The following is a 19,560-nucleotide window of genomic DNA, read 5'->3' on the forward strand; positions in this document are numbered from 1 at the left end:
GGCTCCCTCGGTCGCGTTGGCGTTCCCGGCCGACGGTAGGCCGGCGTAGGTAACCGAGAGGTACCTTGGGAACCGTGGGAGACTTTGAGGGCGCGGGCGACGTGTTCCTGGCGGACTGCCCGGCCCGGCTGGCCATCGAGCTCATCGCCGACAAGTGGTCGGTCGTGGTGCTCTACGGGCTGAGCCGAGGCCCGCGCCGGCACGGCGAGCTCCTCGAGCTGATCGGCGGCGTCTCGAAGAAGATGCTCACCCAGACGCTGCGTCGGCTCCACGGCCACGGCCTGGTCACCAGGACCGCCTATCCCGACGTGCCGCCGCGCGTGGAGTACGACCTCACGGCGCTCGGCCGCACCCTGATCGACCCCATCGCTAGCCTCACCGCCTGGGCCGAGGCCAACGGCGCGGCGGTGCTCGAGGCGGGCGGCGGCGCACGCGCCTGAAGAACGGCGTGAACGCTCGACGATATCGATATAAGCTATCCCACTCTTGGCTGACGTGGAGATGGCATGGGACGGTCGGCAGGTCTCGCGGCGGTGATCGTGGCCATCGGGCTGGTGATGACGTCGGCGTGCGGTTCGCCGGCCGCGCCGCCGGCTCCCGCCGAGCACCCGCCGCCGCACGCGGCCACCCTGCGCCCGCTGATCGAGCGGGTGATGAGGGAGAACGCCATCCCGGGTGCCGTCGTGCTGGTCAGGTCGCCGGGCCAGGGTGACTGGCTGGCGGCGTTCGGCTCCCGGGTGGTCGGCCGCGACGAGCCCATGTCGACCGAGGACCACTTCCGGGTCGGCAGCAACACCAAGACAATGACCTCGACGGTGATCCTGCAGTTGGCGCAGGAGGGCAGGCTCCGCCTCGACGACCCGGTCTCGAAGTACCGCCCCGAGGTCCCGAACGGTGACAAGATCACCATCGCGCAGCTCTCCGACATGCGCAGCGGGCTCTACAGCTACACCTTCGACACAGGGTTCAACGAGTCCCTGGACCGCGACCCCGGCAAGGTCTGGACCCCTGAAGAACTGCTGGCGATCGCCTTCGCCCACCCGGTGAACTTCGCGCCGGGACAGAGGTTCGACTACTGCAACACCAACACCATCCTGCTGGGCCTGATCATCGAGCGGCTCACCGGCATGCCGGCCGCACGGGCCTTCCAACAGCGGATCTTCACCCCGCTCGGCCTGACGCACACCTCGCTGCCGGCGGGCACGGACGCCTCGCTCCCCGACCCCCATCCGCGCGGCTACTCGTTCGGCACCAACGTCTCCACCATCGACACCTACGCCCTCCCGCCTGCCCAACGGGCCGAGGCGCTCGCGGGCACGCTGAAGCCGAACGACGACACCGACGCCAGCCCGTCCTGGGCGTGGACGGCCGGAGGCGCGATCTCGACGGTCGGTGACCTGGCCGTCTACGTCAGGGCGCTGGTGGGCGGCGGACTGCTGAACGAGCAGACCCAGAAGCTGCGCCTCGACAGCATCCAGCCCACCGACCCCGCCCAGCCCGCCGCCGCGGGCTACGGGCTGGGCATCGCCCGGTTCGGCCCGCTGATCGGCCACGACGGGCAGATCCCCGGGTTCATGACCTTCATGGGCCACGACCCGACGACCGCGCGCACCGTCGTCATCGCCACCAACCTCGCCGCCGTGCCCTCCGGAGAAGGATCGGCGCTGACGTTGCTCAAGGCCATGCTGCCGGTCCTCTACCCGGCCGCGCCGGGCTCGACCACACCCACCCGCTGATCGGCGGCCTCCGGCTCACCGTCCTCGATCGCCCGATGACGCGTCTCGGCGAGGAACACCAGGCACAGCAGCGAGATCACCGCTGTCGCGACCATCAACGTCACGACCGGCAGGTAGCCACCGAAACCGGCCACCAGCGCCGCGGCCACGATCGGGGTCGGGCCGCTGATCAGCGCGGCGGCCAGCTGGTAGGCGAGCGAGATGCCGCTGTAGCGAGTCCGCGCGGTGAACGACTCGGCGAAGAAGCTGGAGGTCACCGCGTAGACCGGGGCATGGCCCAGCGCGAGCCCGAGCACCGTGGCGAGGGTGAGCAGCGCCGCCGATCCCGATGCGGCCATGGCGAAGTAGGGATAGGCGAAGACCGCGAGGAATATGTTTCCGAAGATGAGGATGGGCCGGCGGCCGACCCGGTCGGAGAGCAGCGCGAAGAGCAGGATCGCCACGAAGTCGACGATCGAGCCGACGATCAGGGCGAAGAGCGTCTCGTTCCTGCTCAGGCCCACGGTGGTCGTCGCGTAGGCGATCGCGTAGACCGTGATCACGTAGAACCCGACATTGATGCCCGCGCACAGTCCGGTGGTGAGCAGGACCTGTTTCTTCGCCGTCCGGAGGATCTCGCCGATCGGGAGCTTGACCTGGCGCCCCTGGGCCCGGATGCGCGCGAACACCGGCGATTCCTCGACGCGGAGGCGAATGATCAGGCCGACGACCACCAACAGGGCGCTGAGCAGGAACGGCAACCGCCAGCCCCAGGAGACGAACGCCGCCTCGGGCATCGCGGCGGATATTCCGGCGAGCGTTCCCGTGGCCAGGATGAGCGACAGCGGGATGCCCAACTGCGCCCAGCTCGCGTAGAAACCACGCCTGTTCGAGGGCGCGTGCTCGACGCTCATCAGCACCGCGCCGCCCCATTCCCCGCCCACCGCGACGCCCTGCAGGATGCGCAGGACCACCAGCACGATCGGAGCCCAGATGCCGATCTGGGCGTAGGTCGGGAGCAGGCCGACGAACACGGTCGCCAGGCCCATGATGAGCAGCGTGGTCACCAGGGTCGTCTTGCGGCCGACCCGGTCGCCGAGATGTCCGAAGATGATGCCGCCCACCGGCCTGGCCACAAAGCCGACCGCGAATGTCGCGAGGCTCGCGAGCGTCCCGACCACCGGGTCGAACTCGGGGAAGAACAACCGGTTCATCACCAGCGCTGCGGCCTGGCTGTAAATGACGAAGTCGTACCATTCAATAGTCGTTCCGACAAGGCTGGCGAAAGCGACCTTACGAATCTCACGAGCTGGTCGGTCGTCTGACTTCATTGTCGTCCTCAAAGAAAGAAGAAAGTGGAGCCCGGACGAGGAACGCGGCCGGGCCGGCGCCGTCGACGCGCGACCCGGGCCGCCGCGTGGATCGCCGGACCGGGCAGCGCCATCGACGTGGGGGCGAGCGACATGCCTGACCTCTCCTAGCCGGCGCCCACGGCGCCGATCGGCCCGAAAGTATTGGATTGTCCTACGGTTGGTCAATAGGGCTGTTGGGCAGTAGGTGTAACCTACAGGCGGCAGAGGGGAGCCCCGATGAAGATCACCCGCGTCTACGCCCCGGTCCGCGAGCAGGTCGTCGAGGTGATCCGGGCGGAGATCGTCAACGGGGATCTCCGGCCCGGCCAACGGCTGGTGGAGCGGGAGGTGTGCGAGCGGCTCGACATCTCCCGCAACACCCTGCGGGAGGCCCTTCGCCAGCTGGAGGCCGAGGGATTCGTGACCATCGCGCCCAACAGGGGCCCGGCCGTGGCCGTGCTGACCGCCGACGAGGCCCGCCAGGTCTACCAGGTTCGCGAGGCGCTCGAATGCATGGCGGTGCGGCTGTTCGTCGAGCGTTCGGACAGCTCGGATCGTGACAAGCTGCGCGACGTGGTGGCCCGGCTGCGCGACGCCCACACCACCGGTTCGGTCACCACCATGCTCGACGCCAAGACCGGCTTCTACGACGTGCTCTACGCCGGGTGCGGCAACGACGTGCTCCGAGGCCAGGCCGCGCTGCTGCAGTCCAGGCTCTACCAGCTGCGGGCCCGGTCGCTGTCCAGGCCCGGCCGGCCGATCGACAGCATCGCCGAGATCGAGCAGGTGCTGGAGCTCATCGCCTCGGGGGACGCCGCCGGCGCCGCCGAGCTGTGGAGCCGGCACATCCGAGGGGCGGCCGCCGCCGCACTGGCCGACAACACCGACAACATGACGGAGAGCGGAGGACGACAGTGACCGGCCCGACGCCCGACACCACCAGGATCTGGGTCCAGAGCGTCACCGACCTGAGCGTGCTGCCCTTGTACGCGCAACAGCTCGAGGAGCACGCCGCGCGCTGCGTGCGGCCCTCGACAGTGGTCGACGTGCACGGAGTCGCCCCCGGCACCTACCCCGAGGGCGTCCCGCCGGTCGAGCTGCTGCGCTATCCCGCCGCCGAGTACCTGCTCGGCGTGCAACTGCTGCGCAACGCCGGACGCGCCGAACAGGAGGGCTACCACGCCTTCGCGGTCAGCTGCTTCTTCGACCCGGTCCTGGCCGAGCTGCGCGGCGCCGTGGACATCCCCGTCGTCAGCCTCTGCGAGAGCACGCTCATGATGAGCGCGGCCGCCGGGTGCCACCTCGGCCTGATCGGCATCGCGGAGTCGAACAAGGACCGGCTCGTCGACCTGGTCGGCCGGTACGGGTTCGCGGCGAGGGTGGCGGCGATCGTGGAGGTCGACCCGCCCATCGGCGAGGACGAGATGCATCGGGCGTACGGCGACCCCGCCCTGCTGCTCCCGAGGTTCGAGGCCGCGGCCGGACGCTGCGCGGACGCCGCCGCGGACCTGTTGATCCCGGCCGAGGGCGTGCTGAACAGCCTGCTCACCCGGGGTGGCATCGGTGAGCTTGCCGGGATCCCGGTGGTCGACGCCTTCGCCGCGCTGCTCGCCCATGCCGAGGCGCTGGCCTGGCTGTCCCGCAACTCCGGGCTGACCGTCAGCCACCGGCACGGCTACGCCCGGGCGCCCGCCGAGATGATGGACGCCGTCTCGGCGCGTGCGCGCGAGGCGCTGGCGGAATCGGCGACGGCCGTTCGAGGTTTGCGCACCACCTGACGGGGTAGGTCCGGGCGTCACAACGGGGTTTCCGTGAGGAGGCGGTTCGCCGTGGCCCGCGTGCCGAGAGGCCCAGACATTCTCGATACGGTTCCCACCCCGGACCCGGCTCACGAACAGGACGACCGACCGGATCTGGCGGCGCTGCACGACAATCTCTTCGACGGGGAGCGCTTCGACGGAATCTACCGGGGTTGCCCGGGAGGGATTCACCTTCTCGCGGTCACCAACCGGCGCCTCATGGTCCTGGACTCCAGCCGCCGCGAAGGCCGAACGGCCCTCACCTCGATACCGATCTCCCAGATATCCACCGTGAGCTACCTCGCCCCGGACCACCGCTCGATCCCCAGGTCCACCACCGTCGAGATCCAGGTGCGCTCCACCTACTTCGAGCTGTGCTGCCAGGACGAGGAACAGGCACACGAGGTGCACGACCTGCTCATCTGGAACCTGGTCGGCGTCTGAGCGCCGTTTGGACCGACTCCGAGCGGGAACCTGAACCCGCAAGAACCTGGTCCAGCGCGCGCCCTCCCCCACCGACGCCCGCGCGGTCCGCGTCGAGCTCACCGGATCCGGCGGCGCCCTGCTGGAGCACGTCCAGCAGTCCCACCGCGCCGGGATCCGCACCGCGCTCGACCGCATCCCGCCCGGAGACCGGCTGCCCCTGGTGCGAGCGCTGCGCGGCCTGGCGGCGGCCGCCGTTCCCCGGTAAACCGTTTCGACCCCGTCCCCGCCCGTACCGAGGCCGTGGGACACTGTGCGGCGTACGCGTCCGGGTTCTGACCCGGATCGCCCTCGGCCGCGGTGCGTGAGTCCGCCCGCACCCCGCCCATCAAATCCCCTTGATGAACCGCGACCGTCACCGCGCGGGCTCCCAGCCATGCACAAAGAGAATGGAGTAACCCCATGAGTGCCGACCGAATGACCAATGGCGCCGAACGAGAGCTCATCGAGAACACGCTCGATCGCAACCGCGAAGCGCTGATCGAGACCGCGCGCGGCCTCTCCGAAGCCGACGCCCGCCGGCGACTCGTCCCGTCGCTGACGACACCGATCTCGCTGATCAAGCATGCCGCCGCCGCCGAACGGATCTGGTTCCAACGGTTCTGGGCGGGGCTCGACGAGTCCGAATGCGACGGATACTCGAACCGTGACGAGGGCACCTTCGCCGTCGCGGACGACGAGCCCCTGGCCGACGTGATCGCCGAGTTCGAACGCGCCAGCCGGCGGTCACGGGTCATCGCCGCCCGCTTCGACCTCGACGACACCAAGGACAACCCCCGCGAAGGGACCGTCAGCATGCGGTGGACCCTGCTCGCCATGATCGAGGAGTTCGCCCGGCACGCGGGGCACGGCGACATACTTCGCGAACAGATCGACCGGTCCACGGCCCGGCAGCGCGAGCGGCGGTGAGCGGTCGCCTCGGCGCGCGTGTTCTCATGGTCTGCCCAGCCGCACCAGCAACAGGGAGGGTCGGTATCTCGTACGCCGGCGTGGTCGACGACTGTTCGAAGTGGGCGGGCGGGGTCGCGCGCCGATACCCCGTGACGCTGGCCGTCGCGGTCCTCACCTCGGCCGTGAGCGTTCCGGCCCTGGTGTCCCCGGGGCTGGTGCGCGCGCTGGAGCAGGACCCGCACGCGTTCGCCCAGGGGCAGTGGTGGCGGCTGCTCACGCCCATGCTCATCCAGGGATACGGCCTCGGCCACCTCGCGTTCAACCTGCTCGGGATCGTGCTGGCCGGCATCGCCGTCGAACGCCGCTACGGATGGCGGCGCTGGCTGGTCGCCTACCTCGCCGGCGGTGTGGTGGCGATCGCGGTGACCTCGGTGTTGTTCCCGGACCAGACCGACTCCGGCTCGTCCGCCGGGGTCGCCGGCCTGATCGGCGCGATGATGGTCGCGGTGGCGTCCTCCACGCGCCTCCCGCCGTGGCCGAGCCTGCTGTACGGACTGTTCTTCGCGGCCTACCTGAGCGCGCTCGCGCTCGGCGGGCCCATCGCCGGGGCGGTGGCCGGGACGGCCATGATCCCGGCGTTCCGGCTCACCCGAAAGCTCGCCGGCGAGCACGCCCTGCGCGTCGGCATCCTCGTCGTCGTCGGCGCCGCGACCGTCGCGATGCTCGCCGTCGGGGACAGCCACGGGATCGGCCTGGCCACCGGAATGATCGTGGCGACGCTGCCGCCGCCGAGGAACCAATGAGCGTTCGGACGTGCTACACATGGCCGCGTACAGGCCCGCCGAGTGTTGCTCAGGGAGGGTGATCCCACCGTGGCCGACAGCTCACCGGATCCCAGGATCAACTTCGGCGTTCCCGGCGCCGCCAGGATCTGGAACTACTGGATGGGCGGCAAGGACTACTACGCCGTCGACAAACAGGCCGGAGACGCCGGCCTCGAGCTCTACGACATGCGCGCGATGGCGCGCGAGTGCCGGCAGGCCTCCATCCGCATAGTGCGTTTCCTGGCCGGCGAGGCCGGCATCCGGCAATTCCTGGACATCGGCGCCGGCCTGCCCGCCATGCAGAACACGCACGAGATCGCTCAGTCGATCGCCCCGGAATGCCGCGTGGTGTACGTGGACAACGACCCGGTGGTACTGGCGCACGCCCGCGCGCTGTTGACCAACACCACCCCGGAAGGGGTCACGGCCTACATCGAGGCGGACTGCCACGACCCCGACCTGATCGTCTCCGATGCACGCAACGTGCTCAACTTCAACGAGCCGATCGCCGTGATGTTCATGGGCGTGCTCGGCCACGCGCGCAGCTTCGAGGCGGCACGGTCGATCGTCGCGCGGGTGATGGACGCGGTCGCACCCGGCAGCTACCTGGCCACCAACGAGGCCAACGACACCAACGAGGACTTCACCACGCTCTGCGCGAACTACGAACAGACCGGCGCCGTGCCCTACGTCCCGTACCCGGTCGAGGAGATACGCCGACGGTTCGACGGCCTGGAGATGGTCGAACCCGGCCTGGTGCCCGTGACAGACTGGCGACCCGAAGTCCCCGAAATCGGCAGCCCCACCCCGATGCGCGAGGTTCACGTCGGAGTCGCGCGCAAGCCCTGAGCCCCTGTGGCCAGCATGGGTTTGAGCACGGCCGGCCGATCTGAGCACGGCGCTCACTCACGGATCAGCCCACCCCCGTGAGCAAGCTGGCGCAGTGCCAAAAGCGCGCCGGCGCGGCTTAGATCAGCGTGGAACCGTTGATTCGAAAAGTTGCGAAGGCAGCCGTAGCACGATGTTTCTTCACCGCAGTCACAGTTCTCGATCCGGCCGAAAGCTGAGGCCACCACGATGTCGAATGCCTCACCGATTCGGAGCACTCCTCCCGCGCCGCCGGGCACCGTGTCGAACAGGACGATTCCAGTTCCGTTCTCGGGTCGTCTGTAAAGAGTGCCGCCAATATCGTCACGGCCGAGCTCAAGCCCGATCGCGGCGCCCTCCAGTAGGCCGTAGAGCAACGACAACCATGCGTCCTTGGCCATGGTCGGCGGCACGGCCAACGGGTCGAACGACAGATCCAGCAGGTCGGTTTCGTAGGGGTGCGCGAGAGACCGCTGGCGCATAGGCCCGGCGCACTCGGTGTTGCGTAGCAAGTGGGGATGGCTCTTGGCGGGCTTGCTCAACACGCTGTGTCCCGCGCCGCACCAGTCACAGATCAAGTAGCCGCCGCCGTTCGGCCCCTCCGACACGGCGATCAGCTCGCCCCTGGCCTTTGAACGGGCGCGCACGGACCCGCCGTCGTGGGTACGCCACACCGTCGAGCCGACATCCTGGTCGCCGAGCGTGCGGACATAGGTCGCGCCGTTCCAGCTTCGTCTCGGCGGCGCGGTGCCGGGCTTGCTGGGTTCCGGTTCGGCGACAAAGCCGAATTCGGGAACATAATACTGCTTGTCCCGGTGCGCCACGACGGAGCAGGATGGGCACACCGGATCGATGTCCTCGTCACCCTCCCAGTAGTGCTGGCACCCCTCGCATACCACGTAACGTTTGCTGATCAGCTCACGTCCGGGCAATCGATAGACCCCGCCCGATCGCCACAGCCAACCGCCGGCGACCACCTCAGAGCCCGGCGCGTACTCATAGATGGCGGCGGACAGATCGCGGCTGAGTTCGAGCTTGCTGCCCACCGGATGGGCTGAGTAGCTGGTTCGAAGCTCGACAGTGTCGACAGGGAACCCGTACTTCGGAAGCACGTTGCGGTTGGCGAGGTAGCCGATGAGCTCCCGCGAGGTCAGTGTGGCGATGGTCTTCTCGAAACGCTGGACGTCGTACCCGCGCCGCTGCTCGAAAGCATGCTGTCGCCGTTCCTCGAGGTTGTCGACGTCGTGTGCAAGTTGGAGACGCACTACGTCGATCAGATCGCACAACGTCGTCACCCAGGCCCCGCTGTCAACGCCGATCGCCGTTTGGACGTCGGCGGGCAACACAGCGCGCAATGACCTGTCCACCCCCGAGGGGACCGGAGTTAGGAAAGCTCGAAGGCGCGAAGACGGTGGGCTGTCACCGAGGAAGAACTGCCCCGCGGTGCTCCATCGTTCACCCGCCAAGTCCATTGCGTGGCGGAAGAATGCGGCGAGCGCGATCGAGTGCGCATGTCGTCGGTCAATCCGTTGGTTGCCGAGCGGCACATAGGGCGCACGCACCTCGCCAGCGATCATCGCCTCGGGATGAGCGTAGCAGGACAGGTCGTGCGAGCGGCGTTGCGCGTAAGTGAGCACGAGGGCGGCTGATTCGGTACGGCGGCCAGCGCGTCCCGCCCGTTGCAGGTAGTTCGCGGTATTCGGTGGCATGTTGCGCAGCATGACTGACTGCAGCTCACCGACGTCGACTCCAAGCTCGAAAGTCGTCGAGCAGGACAGCACGTTCACCTGTCCTCTGACGAATCCCTGCTGTACCTCCGCGGCCTCGCGGCTCTGCAACTGCGCGGTGTGTTCCTTCGCCACCATCGGTACCGGATTCAGCGTTCTGTAGAGCCCTCGGTAGTGATTGTCGTCCTCGTCCGCACCACGCGGCAAGAAGGTGTGCAATGTGCCGTCACAGCCGAGCGTCGGGCAAATTCCCCGCACCGATACGGCAGCCACCCGTAGGCAGCGATCGCACTGGTAGATCGGTTTGTCCACCAGTGAAAGCTCCAGCCATGTGTGGTCTATTTGCCGCACGGCCCCCAACTGCCGAACGTTATCGCTCGCAAGCCATCCTTCGGCCGGCTGGGTGATAAACCTCCAGCAACCACGCAGTACCTGTGTGGGGTCGAGACCGCATTCGGTGGAAGCCAGCACTCGGCGCACGTAGTCAAGGCGACGGTTGCCTCCTCGTGTGGGCAACCAGCTGAGCACCTTTCGGGTTGGCTCCGATCCCTCTTCCCGCAGGTAGATCGGCCCTCGGCGGGGATCGAACGCTTCGTCGCGCGGGTCGACGCCATCAGGCATGTCGACGACGCCCTGCTGACGGACGGTGCGGATCAACTCGGACAACAGGTTCCACGCTTCCTCGTCGGACAATCCGAGGCCGGTGAAGCCGGGTGGGATCTTCCACCGCTCGTCGCGGCCGAGGCCGACCTTGAGCAGGGCGAGACCTTCCAACGATTGGCGGTCATCGACCGCTACCAGCTCCTGCATGATCCACAATGCAGCCGCGCGTTCGCGTTGCTGGCGCGAGTCGCGGCGGCGAAACACATTCGAGTGGCCGGCCGCCTGAGCGACGTGGAACGTCAAATCGCTCACGCTGATCGTTTCACCTGCGCGGGCACCTGCCGCGAGACCTCCGAGGATGAGCTTCCGGTGCTGGATGGACTCGTAGCTGGACGCCAGATACGGGGCGAAGAATGCGGCGGCCTGTCGGCTGTCGCTGAAGGACAGCAGCTTGCGCCCCTCTCCCGGCTGGTCGGCGAACGCTTCCTCGGCGGCTGGCGGCTGCTCCTGGTAGAGGGCCGTGGCCAGCACCGATGTCGCAGCGTCGGTGCCGCTGTCGAACAGGCGCACCATGGCGGCGCCGCGTGCGCCGCAGGCCAAGCATCCCCTCGGCGCGGAGCCGCGCACCTGCGACAGCAGTCGGACGGGCCACAAGGTCGTCGAAGCACATCCCGGTTGGCCGCAGGAACCACCGCCGGCTCCGGTGCTCAGGCCACCACAGCCCGCGCACAACAACGCATCACGTTCCTTCAGCGACGACGCCTCCTCGAGCTCTTCGTCGTCCTGATCGACCAATACAGGCGAGTCACCCAACAAAGCCCACGATCGCAGCTCGTCCGCTTTGACTCGAGGGGCAAAGCGGCCGTCGCTAGTGATCGTGCCGGTCAGGTAGACGGCTCCGCATCGTTTGCACGCGCCGAACTCGAACATGGCCCGAGCGCAGGTCTCGCAGACGTCATGCCGGCTCAGCGACACGTGTGGGTCGTCGGGCGACAGGCATGTGAAGGCGCCCTCGGTAGCGCGCGCAAACAGGTGGTACCGAGCAGACAGCACAGGGGCACCCGAAACGTCGGTAATCCGGCTGCCGAGTGCAACCACCGCCGCAAGCGCCTGGCGCGGGTCACCATCGGATGCGCACAGCTCACTTGCGAGGCCGTCGAGTGGCTCCGGACCGTCAGCCAGGCGCCGGCGAAGCGTCACCATGAGTTGCTCGTGTGCCAGCGCTTGCGCCGCATCGCTGGCGTCGAATCCGTGTTCCTTGGCCAACCGCACGATCGCGTCCGCGGGTTCCGCGCATGTGGCGAGCTGCCGGTAGGTGGCGGTCGCCAACGGCCCCCAGGGCTCACAGACCACAGTGGACTGCCGCGTCGCAGATACGAGATCTTGCCGATCGGAATCGTTGTTGGACCATTCGAACGGGACGTCGAACAGATTGGACGCAAACTTCACCACGGTGTACGGGTCGTCCCCGATGGTCGCGCTCGTGGCGATGCACTGTAAGGCTCTCTCAGGCGCGACACGATCGCGAAGCCTGCGAAGAAGCATCGCCATCTCCGCCGCCTTCGCCCCGTTGTAGACGTGTGCCTCGTCCACCGCGAGAAACCGCCAGGTCCCACCGTGGAACAGTTCTATGTCGGCCGGCCTCAGCAGCAGGTACTCGAGCATGGCGTAGTTGGTCAACAGCAGGTGCGGCGGGGCGGACCGCATCTCGTCGCGGCTGAGCAGCTCGTTCGGTAGGCGAGGATCATCGGGGTTGAGCGCTGTGAAAGTGTCTTCCGCGCGCTGCGCACTGTATTCGGTGTCCCCCGTGTACCGGCCGAAGGTAATCTGCGGCGTTCGGGCGAGCATCTGGCGGAGACGCTTGAGCTGATCGTTCGCCAGCGCGTTCATGGGGTATAGCAGCAAGGCCCGCACCCCCGGACCAAGCGTACCGTCGGCGTGCTCAGCCATGAGGGAGTTCAGGATGGGCAGAAGGAAGCTCTCGGTCTTGCCAGACCCGGTACCCGTGGCCACCACCAGGTTACGACCGCGCGATGCCTTCCGGATCGCCTGCTCCTGGTGGAGATACAGCGGACGGTCCAGCGGCAACGCGGCGGTCGCCAACTCGCCGAATGCCCGGTGAAGGACACCCTCGTCGATGAGCCGGCGGAGGGTTGCGCCAGGCGTATAGGGCGGCGTCGCCTCCAACAGCGGCCCCTTGGTGAGCATCGGACTATCGGCGATCTGTTGGTTGAGTGCGGCCAACATGTGCGAGTCGCGGATGGGCAACAGTGACCGCAGATAGCGCCGGTACGTGGCCGTAATCAGCTCACTCGCCGCCAGCGCATCGAGAGTCTCGTGCACTAGATCTCCTCGGTCTCAAGGCCGACCAACAACTCGGCCAGAACCAGATCGATGGTCACCAGCTCGGGGGCGCTTACCGCCAGTCGACGCCACTTCGCTCGATACAACTGCTCCATGCGCTGGCAGCGGACATCGCCGCGCGCGGCAAGGCGTGCGACGAGAGCCAGCGCTGCCGAAGCGGCAGGGAGGTCCAACCACTCGCCGGCACCGCGGGCGCCTTGTCGAGCAGTGATCTGAGCGCGAAGTCGCGGGCGACCATCCAGCAGAGCCAGGGCGTTGCGGGCGATGCCGGACGCCATACCTCCGACCTGCCAGACTCCGCGGTCCGCGCGGTGATCAAAGAGCCGACGGGCCGCGACCGCTCTGCTGTCCGGATCCAGCAGTGCCCTCGGAACGACCTGAGCTGCTCGCCACAGGCTCTCCAACTGCTGAGGCTGCATGGCAACCATGGCGATTGCCTCGCGTCCGAACCGACACACCGTCGCGGCCGGGTCTACGCCGGTCGACAGCAGAGCATCGACCGTTTCCCCGCACTGCGCGAGGGCGGCACCCCGGACATCCTCGTCGTCTAGATGAGCGGAGAGCGCACCGAGTAGCGGGACAACCGGCCAAAGCCGATTGGCGATCTCAGCACTCACCGTTGCGCCGACACCCGCGAGGCCCGAGCTGACCACCGCGGTCACGACCTCGCCGGGGGGCAGGCCCACATCAGCGAGTGCCACGAGTGCGGCACCTGGCCTGGACCGGAGGACCTCGGCGCACCGATCGGCGATACGGCTAGCCTCAGTCGACCGATACAGGCGCGGCGCAAGCGTGAGAAGCTGCCAGATCTTGCCCAGATCAGCACACTCGACCGGGATGTCCGCCTCCCCGGCCGCAAACTTCGACAGCGCGGTCTCGTCCGGGTCGCGGCTGGTCAGATACCCGATCCCGGGGGTATAAAGCGCGTCCGAAGGCCAACGCGGCCACGCGCTGGGAGCCCACGGATCGTCGACCCGAAGCGCCACGGTCAACGGGCCGGCATCCCGTAGCTCAGGCGGCACCGCAACGCTTCCGTCGGCTCCGACCAGCTGTGTGAGAGGCGCCCGCCACGGCGCGCGGAGAAGGTACAGGCCGGCCGTGAGGCCATCAACGCGGACTACGTCGCGCAGCCTGAGGACGTCGCCCACCTGTTCAACACCGGTGGCGAGCCTGCGGGGCCGAACCATTGCCAGCAGTGACCTGTTCGGAGCGTCGAGCACCAGATCAACCTGCTGATGCGCGGCCACGGTACCCGTCATGCGGACCAGCTCGAAGCGAGCGGTTCCCTCCCGTGTCCGACCACTCGAAGGGACCTCCTGGACCACCTCGCCGCTGGCAAGAACGCGCAACCGGGGCACTGTCGTCATGCCGGGAACACGCACCAGCAGGACGCCCGGCTCCTCGTCAAAGGTGTCGGCGGTGATCCGTACCGGGCTCGCCGACCAAGCCACCGGCTCATCCGCGCGCTCGTGCATGACCTGGACGTGCGGAGGCGTGACAACCAACGGCTCGGTTTCCGAACCGGCCCGGTACTCAACAACGCTTGTCCGCTGGGTCGAATCGAATGTCAGCACCCGAGGATGTGCCTGGGCGCCAATGGCCGGCACGAGCTCCGCCTGGGCCGAGGCGAGCCCGTCCATTCCGAATACCCGCACATCAGGAGTGAAAAGTACGTCCAATGACTCCGCGATAAAGATGGTCCGGGTGATACTACGTCCGAGCGAACCGCGGATGGTAATGTCGAACGAACCCAACAACGGTCGCGGCAAGCGGTCCCACAGCTCGGTGACCGTCTGGGGTTCGTCCAATGCAAAAGTCTCGAAGGCTCTCGCGTTGCCATCATTGCGCCGAATCTCCACCGCCCATGCCGTCCGTGCGTTCCGCTCTGCCGGCAGCCAGATGTCCGGTGCTTCGGTGCAGACCGGGGTGCCGTACGGCGTCGTTACTCCGCGTAGCGGTGGCGTCGTACCAATACGAGCCTGGGTGTATCCCTGGATCGGTCGACAAGTACCGGACAAGCCGTCGAGCCCGAGCGAGCGGACCCGACGCAGGTTGACCTGGCGCAGACGCCAGCCGTTCCACCCAAGAGGGAGCTGGCCTTCCACAACAATGTCGATTCGGCCGTCGCCGACGAGTTCGTTCGTCTCGGGGTGGACGACCCACACCACGTCCGGTGCCAGCGGAGCGGTAGCCGGGATGCGCCGTCCACCCTCGTCGAATACCAACATTGGATTGTCCGCGTCGATCACCGGAAGCTTGGTCTGATCAGTGCTGTCAAGCGTCGAGACCACGACTGTTCGCACAGGCCGAAGCAGTGCAAACGAGGTCGGCGGAGCGGACTCGGCCACTCCGGCCCACCGCGCCTGGCTCTCCACGACATGGGGTTGTCCATCAGCGGTCACCGACCAGCTGACGAAGCCTCCCGGGGCGTCGTTAACGGACGGAAGCACAACCTGGACGCCCCGGCCGAACGGGTCGAGGCCGATTCGAGGACGCTCCACGCGGCTTGCGCCGCCCCAGCGGACGTGTCCAAGTCGTGCCCCGAAGACCCCTCGCGCGGAGATCTCCTGGGCTCGCGCCACCACCCTGGGCGGCAGCCCCACGACGTCCAGGTACCCGGACCGCTCGCGCAGTCGGTCGAGCAGGTCGAAGCTTCGCTCGACGAAGTCGTAGGCGTACTCGCTGCCATACGTGAGGAAGCGACTGGCGGGCTTGTCCAGCGCGTTCAGCCGGTTCGCCCGGCCTCTAGCCCATTGAAAGAAGGACTCGGCATCCAAGTCCGGATCGAGGCGCCGCCGGTGATCGAGTAGTCGGAAGTAGTCCTCAAGGCAATAGTCGGGAATTCCCGCGTGCATCAGGATCGGGCCGAGGTTCTGTAGCGGGGACTCGTCGAACGTTGGCAATCCCAAAGCCGTCAGCGCCGCGCGAAACCCTCGACCCCACGCCGTCTGGTCGAATTGATTGCCGTCGTATCCGAGTTCATCCCACAGTTGCGGCCAGAGCCCACCCCGGCGATAGTCCCGGGAGGCGATCCCGGTCGTTGCCACCAGGACGCACGCCGGCCACCGGTTGAAGAGCTGCTCTGCTCGTCCTGTGCCCGTCCACTTCGCGTAGGTCCGCCCCAGTACCTGACAGACCTGCTTGCGATGTGCCTCCTTGATCTCGAGCTCGGCCACGAGTGAAAGGCCTCGAAGCCGCCGCGACCAGCGTTCTTCTCGCATCCGGAGCAGCTCGGCCGCCGACACCCTCAGAGCATGGCTCGGACTTGCATGATCTGTACTCACGTCGTGGCCCTGTTCTACGAGTCGAACGTGCGCGCACATCACCCGCAGAGCTCGGCGACATCCCACCGGCTCCCCAGCAGGTCGTCGCTTCGACTGCATCATCTGTTACGTGGGTCACATGAGATCTTCCTACACCCGGCGGTGGGGGGCGCACCACGGAACGAGGCGATCGCGGTACCGCTGGCGGTCTACGGCGTCGTCATGTACCTGCCCGAGGCGCTGTTGTGCTACCTGCTCAGCCGTCACGCGCGGACGGGCTCGGCGGAACGCGAGGCGACCCAGCCGGGGCTAGCGTAAGGCGCATGGGACTCTCCGCGGCGGAAGCCTTCGATGCGCTCGGCAAGGACTACGAAACGGCGTTCGCGGGGCTGACCGCGCAGCGCGACGAGCTCGACTGGTTGGTCACCGAGCTGTCCGAGGGTGCGCGGGTGCTCGACGTCGGCTGCGGCACCGGCCGCCCGACCGCCGAGACACTGGCCGCGGCCGGCCTCGACGTGACCGGCGTGGACGTCTCGCCCCGCATGGTCGACATCGCCCGCACGCAGGTGCCCGGCGCCCGCTTCGAGGTCGCCGACCTGCGTACGTTGACGTTTCCGGCGGGGAGCTGGGACGCGGTGGTGGCGTTCTTCCCGCTGCTGCAGCTGACCCGCGCGGAGATCGACGCGGCGCTGGCGAAGTTCGCCGGCTGGCTGGCGCCGGGCGGGATCTTCCTGCTGGCCACCGTGCCAGCCGACATCGAGAACGTCGAGGTCGAGTTCATGGGCAAGCCGGTGACGGTGAGCAGCTACCCGAGGGAGGTGTACCGCGAGCGGCTCGCCGGCCTGGGCCTGCGCGTCGTGCGGGAACAGGTCATCGAGTTCCGGCCCGACCACCCCGGCGCCGCGCCCGAGCACGACCTCTTCATGGCCGCGCGCAAGCCCTAGGCGACGAGCGGGTCGGTTGCTCACGCACGGCCCGTCGTAGCGGCCGGGAGGATGACATGGCGCCGCAACAGAACCGCGTCACTCCGCTGGGAGATATCGAGGCTTTCGCGTTGCGGGGCGCGTGGACGGGCAACCGCGGTGTGTTGCATTCCGGGCACGAGATCGTGCGCTTCCATGCCGGCAATTTATGGATCACCTGCGCGCTGGCGTTTCGCGGCCGGTGGCGGGAGCTGTGGCTGCCGAACAGGTGGACCCCTCTGTTCTTTCACGACGAGGCGGTGTCCATGGCCGCGGGGCACCGCCCGTGCGGCGAATGCCGCCACGCGAGCTACCAGGACTACAAGCGCGCCTGGGCGCGGACACACGGAGGACAACCACCCTCGGCCGGGGAGATGAACCGCCAACTCCACGGTGAGCGCATTTTCCGGGGCACGCACCGGCGGCGGCTGCACCGACTCTTGTGGCGTGACCTTCCGGACGGCACGTTCGTGTTCGACGACGGTGAGCTCGCGTTGGTGCTCGGCGAATGCCTGGTGGTCTGGACCCGCGAAGGGTACAGCGCGACGAGGGCGTTGCCGCGCACCGGCACGGCAGCCGTGATCACTCCTCCGTCGTCGGTCGATGTGCTCCGCGCGGGCTATTCGGTGCAGATCGACGAATCCGCCCGCGAATTGGCCGGGCTGTCCGGGTGATCCGGTTTCAGGGCTTGCGCCCCACGCCGCACAGGCTGACCACATCCAGTTTCTCGGCACCACCTTCCGGGCGCCACTCGTCGAGTTTCACGACTCCGGGCTCGACAAGTTCCAGACCCTCGAACATCTGCTCCATCTGCTCCCGAGTACGCGCATAGTAATGCGATCCCTCGCTGGCTATGGCGTTGAACGCGGCGAGCGCCTTCTGGTAGTCCGCATCGGTGTCCTCGCCCTCGTAGTGCGCCAGGTAGCTGCCCGACGGGACCGCGCCCATGTACCGCCTCACGATCGCAAGGACCTCGTCATAGTCCTCGAGCTGCCCGAGCGAGCCCATGAACATGACCCCGATCGGCTGGGTGAAGTTCAGGGTGGCGTGGGCGGCGGAGATGACCCGTTCGGTATTGCGGAGGTCGGAGTCGACGAATGCGGTGACGCCCTCGTCGGTGGTGTTGGTCAGCAAGGCCTGGGCGTGCGCCAGCACCACGGGGTCGTTGTCCACATAGACGATCCTTGCATCCGGGGCGACCGCCTGCGCGACCTCGTGGGTGTTCTCCGTGGCGGGAAAGCCGGTGCCGATGTCCAGGAACTGGCGAATGCCGGCCTCGGCGGCCAGGTACCGCACCGACCGGATCACGAACTCCCGGGACTGAACGGCGAACGTGACGATTCCGGGGAACGCCGCGCTGAACGCGTCACCCGCCGTCTTGTCGGCCTCGTAGTAGTTCTTCCCGCCTCCCAGATAGTTCCAGATCCGGGCCGAGTTCGGCCTGTTGAAGTCGATCTCCGCGGCCCGGCCACCCGACTCTGCATCGGCCATGAAATAATCCCTCCGGAAGATCAGATATTCTTGATTTCAACGGCAACCGAGCATCGGGGCGCGGCTTGTGCCCACACAACGGGATGAGGTCGCCACACCTCGACCCGTGAGCGAATATACTGTGAACGATCATATCCACGCCACCGCACGATTGAGCGCTCAGCACGTTCACGCCGGCAGCGGGCGATTGGTGCGTGACAGGCGCGCATCGCCTGTTACAGTGCGACGTCATCGCTTTCAGTAACGTGGAGTGGAAGCGTTCACCGACGCGGTTCAGCGAGACGAGAACGCCTGATGGGGCCTGGCGAACACGGACGACCAACCGGTGGTCCGACCGCGCTGCGGATCGCGCTCGGCACCCAACTGCGCCGCCTGCGCGAGGCCAAGGGCATCACCCGCCAGGACGCCGGGTATGCGATCCGCGCCTCCGAGGCCAAGATCAGCCGCCTCGAGCTGGGCAGGGTGGGCCACAAGCAGCGCGACGTCGACGACCTGCTGACCCTCTACGGCGTCACCGACGAACAGCGGCGCGAGGCACTGCTCGCCCTCGCCGACCAGACGAACGCCCCGGGCTGGTGGCACAAGTACGCCGACGTGCTGCCCAACTGGTTCGAGATGTACATCGGCCTCGAGCAGGCCGCCTCGGTGATCCGCACCTACCAGCTGCAGTTCGTGCCCGGGCTGTTCCAAACCGAGGACTACGTCCGGGCCGTCACGCTGCTCGGCAACCCGGGAGCCGCGCCCGGCGACGTCGACCTCCGCGTCGAGCTGCGCATGGCCCGCCAGGAGATCCTCACCCGCGCCGACCCGCCTCGGATCTGGGCGGTGGTCGACGAGAACGTGCTGCGGCGAGCGGTCGGCGGGACGACGGTGATGCGCGGCCAGCTCGAACGGCTGGTCGAGCTCACCGAGCTCGTGCACGTGACCGTCCAGGCCATCCCCTTCCAGGCCGGCGGGCACGCGGCGGCCGGCGGGGCGTTCAGCATCCTGCGGTTCTCCGAACCGGACATCAACGACGTCGCCTACCTCGAACAGCTCACCAGCGCGGTCTATCTGGACAAGCGAGCCGATGTCGACAACTACCTCAAGGTGATGGACCGCCTCTGCACGCAGGCCATCTCGCCGCCCGAAACCCGGCGGCTGCTCGAGAGCATCCTCGCCGAGATGCCCTGAACCGCACTCACACCGCTCGGTATTTTCTTGCATACAGTATTTATGT

General features: G+C 67.6%; 16 protein-coding genes. 12 read left to right on the plus strand and 4 right to left on the minus strand.

Going from position 1 to position 19,560, the window contains the following annotated elements; all coding sequences use genetic code 11:
* The first annotated feature begins 74 nt into the window (after nucleotides 1–74).
* Together N912_RS0128470 and N912_RS55255 are read left to right on the plus strand one after the other, a co-directional pair.
* Nucleotides 75–440, plus strand: coding sequence for a winged helix-turn-helix transcriptional regulator (locus N912_RS0128470; protein WP_037067099.1), 366 nt, complete (start codon nucleotides 75–77; stop codon nucleotides 438–440).
* 66 nt (nucleotides 441–506) lie between these two features.
* Complete coding sequence (locus N912_RS55255; protein WP_037067100.1) at nucleotides 507–1,736, plus strand: serine hydrolase domain-containing protein; 1,230 nt, start codon at nucleotides 507–509, stop codon at nucleotides 1,734–1,736.
* Here the strand turns inward: N912_RS55255 and N912_RS55260 are convergent.
* Nucleotides 1,697–3,046: an MFS transporter gene (locus N912_RS55260; protein ID WP_051580924.1), complete on the minus strand. Its 1,350-nt coding sequence runs from the start codon at nucleotides 3,044–3,046 to the stop codon at nucleotides 1,697–1,699. The two genes, N912_RS55255 and N912_RS55260, sit on opposite strands and share 40 nt — an antisense overlap.
* A gap of 258 nt (nucleotides 3,047–3,304) precedes the next feature.
* Here N912_RS55260 and N912_RS0128485 point away from each other — a divergent pair, with 258 nt between their 5' ends.
* From N912_RS0128485 to N912_RS0128510, 6 genes are all read left to right on the plus strand, one after another.
* The gene (locus N912_RS0128485; protein WP_028925066.1) at nucleotides 3,305–3,985 is read left to right on the plus strand and encodes a GntR family transcriptional regulator; all 681 of its coding nucleotides are present in this window, start codon (nucleotides 3,305–3,307) and stop codon (nucleotides 3,983–3,985) included.
* Nucleotides 3,982–4,845 carry an aspartate/glutamate racemase family protein gene (locus N912_RS0128490; protein ID WP_028925067.1) on the plus strand — a complete coding sequence of 288 codons (864 nt, stop codon included), beginning with the start codon at nucleotides 3,982–3,984 and terminating at the stop codon, nucleotides 4,843–4,845. The genes N912_RS0128485 and N912_RS0128490 overlap by 4 nt, the downstream gene beginning before the upstream one ends.
* A gap of 51 nt (nucleotides 4,846–4,896) precedes the next feature.
* Nucleotides 4,897–5,310, plus strand: coding sequence for a hypothetical protein (locus N912_RS0128495; RefSeq protein ID WP_156994119.1), 414 nt, complete (start codon nucleotides 4,897–4,899; stop codon nucleotides 5,308–5,310).
* Between the two features lie 441 nt (nucleotides 5,311–5,751).
* Complete coding sequence (locus tag N912_RS0128500; protein ID WP_028925069.1) at nucleotides 5,752–6,258, plus strand: DinB family protein; 507 nt, start codon at nucleotides 5,752–5,754, stop codon at nucleotides 6,256–6,258.
* Between the two features lie 80 nt (nucleotides 6,259–6,338).
* A complete protein-coding gene (locus N912_RS60780; protein ID WP_051580925.1) occupies nucleotides 6,339–7,043 on the plus strand; it encodes a rhomboid family intramembrane serine protease in 705 nt (234 codons plus the stop codon).
* 69 nt (nucleotides 7,044–7,112) lie between these two features.
* Entirely contained in the window at nucleotides 7,113–7,913 is an 801-nt protein-coding gene (locus tag N912_RS0128510) for an SAM-dependent methyltransferase (RefSeq protein WP_028925070.1), read from the plus strand.
* A gap of 53 nt (nucleotides 7,914–7,966) precedes the next feature.
* Here N912_RS0128510 and N912_RS0128515 read toward each other — a convergent pair whose 3' ends face one another.
* Both N912_RS0128515 and N912_RS0128520 read right to left on the minus strand, forming a co-directional pair.
* Nucleotides 7,967–12,604 (minus strand): DEAD/DEAH box helicase, encoded by a 4,638-nt coding sequence (locus N912_RS0128515; protein WP_028925071.1) that lies wholly within the window; start codon nucleotides 12,602–12,604, stop codon nucleotides 7,967–7,969.
* The gene (locus tag N912_RS0128520; RefSeq protein ID WP_156994120.1) at nucleotides 12,604–15,870 is read right to left on the minus strand and encodes a hypothetical protein; all 3,267 of its coding nucleotides are present in this window, start codon (nucleotides 15,868–15,870) and stop codon (nucleotides 12,604–12,606) included. Before N912_RS0128520 ends, N912_RS0128515 begins: the two co-directional genes overlap by 1 nt.
* Before the next feature lie 180 nt (nucleotides 15,871–16,050).
* Here N912_RS0128520 and N912_RS63855 point away from each other — a divergent pair, with 180 nt between their 5' ends.
* The 3 genes from N912_RS63855 to N912_RS55270 are packed head-to-tail and all read left to right on the plus strand — an operon-like array spanning nucleotide 16,051 to nucleotide 17,524.
* Entirely contained in the window at nucleotides 16,051–16,206 is a 156-nt protein-coding gene (locus tag N912_RS63855; protein WP_156994121.1) for a hypothetical protein, read from the plus strand.
* 5 nt (nucleotides 16,207–16,211) lie between these two features.
* Entirely contained in the window at nucleotides 16,212–16,832 is a 621-nt protein-coding gene (locus tag N912_RS0128530; RefSeq protein ID WP_028925073.1) for a class I SAM-dependent methyltransferase, read from the plus strand.
* A 56-nt stretch (nucleotides 16,833–16,888) separates the two neighbouring features.
* Nucleotides 16,889–17,524 carry a hypothetical protein gene (locus tag N912_RS55270; RefSeq protein WP_037067102.1) on the plus strand — a complete coding sequence of 212 codons (636 nt, stop codon included), beginning with the start codon at nucleotides 16,889–16,891 and terminating at the stop codon, nucleotides 17,522–17,524.
* A gap of 7 nt (nucleotides 17,525–17,531) precedes the next feature.
* Here the strand turns inward: N912_RS55270 and N912_RS0128540 are convergent, their stop codons facing one another.
* The gene (locus tag N912_RS0128540; RefSeq protein WP_028925074.1) at nucleotides 17,532–18,341 is read right to left on the minus strand and encodes an SAM-dependent methyltransferase; all 810 of its coding nucleotides are present in this window, start codon (nucleotides 18,339–18,341) and stop codon (nucleotides 17,532–17,534) included.
* Nucleotides 18,342–18,635: 294 nt separating this feature from the next.
* On the opposite strand from N912_RS0128540, the gene N912_RS0128545 reads away from it, so the two are divergent.
* Nucleotides 18,636–19,514 carry a helix-turn-helix domain-containing protein gene (locus N912_RS0128545; protein ID WP_028925075.1) on the plus strand — a complete coding sequence of 293 codons (879 nt, stop codon included), beginning with the start codon at nucleotides 18,636–18,638 and terminating at the stop codon, nucleotides 19,512–19,514.
* Nucleotides 19,515–19,560 lie beyond the last annotated feature (46 nt).

The sequence above is a fragment of the Actinospineispora acaciae DSM 45401 genome, assembly GCF_000620785.1.
GTDB lineage: Bacteria > Actinomycetota > Actinomycetes > Mycobacteriales > Pseudonocardiaceae > Pseudonocardia > Pseudonocardia acaciae.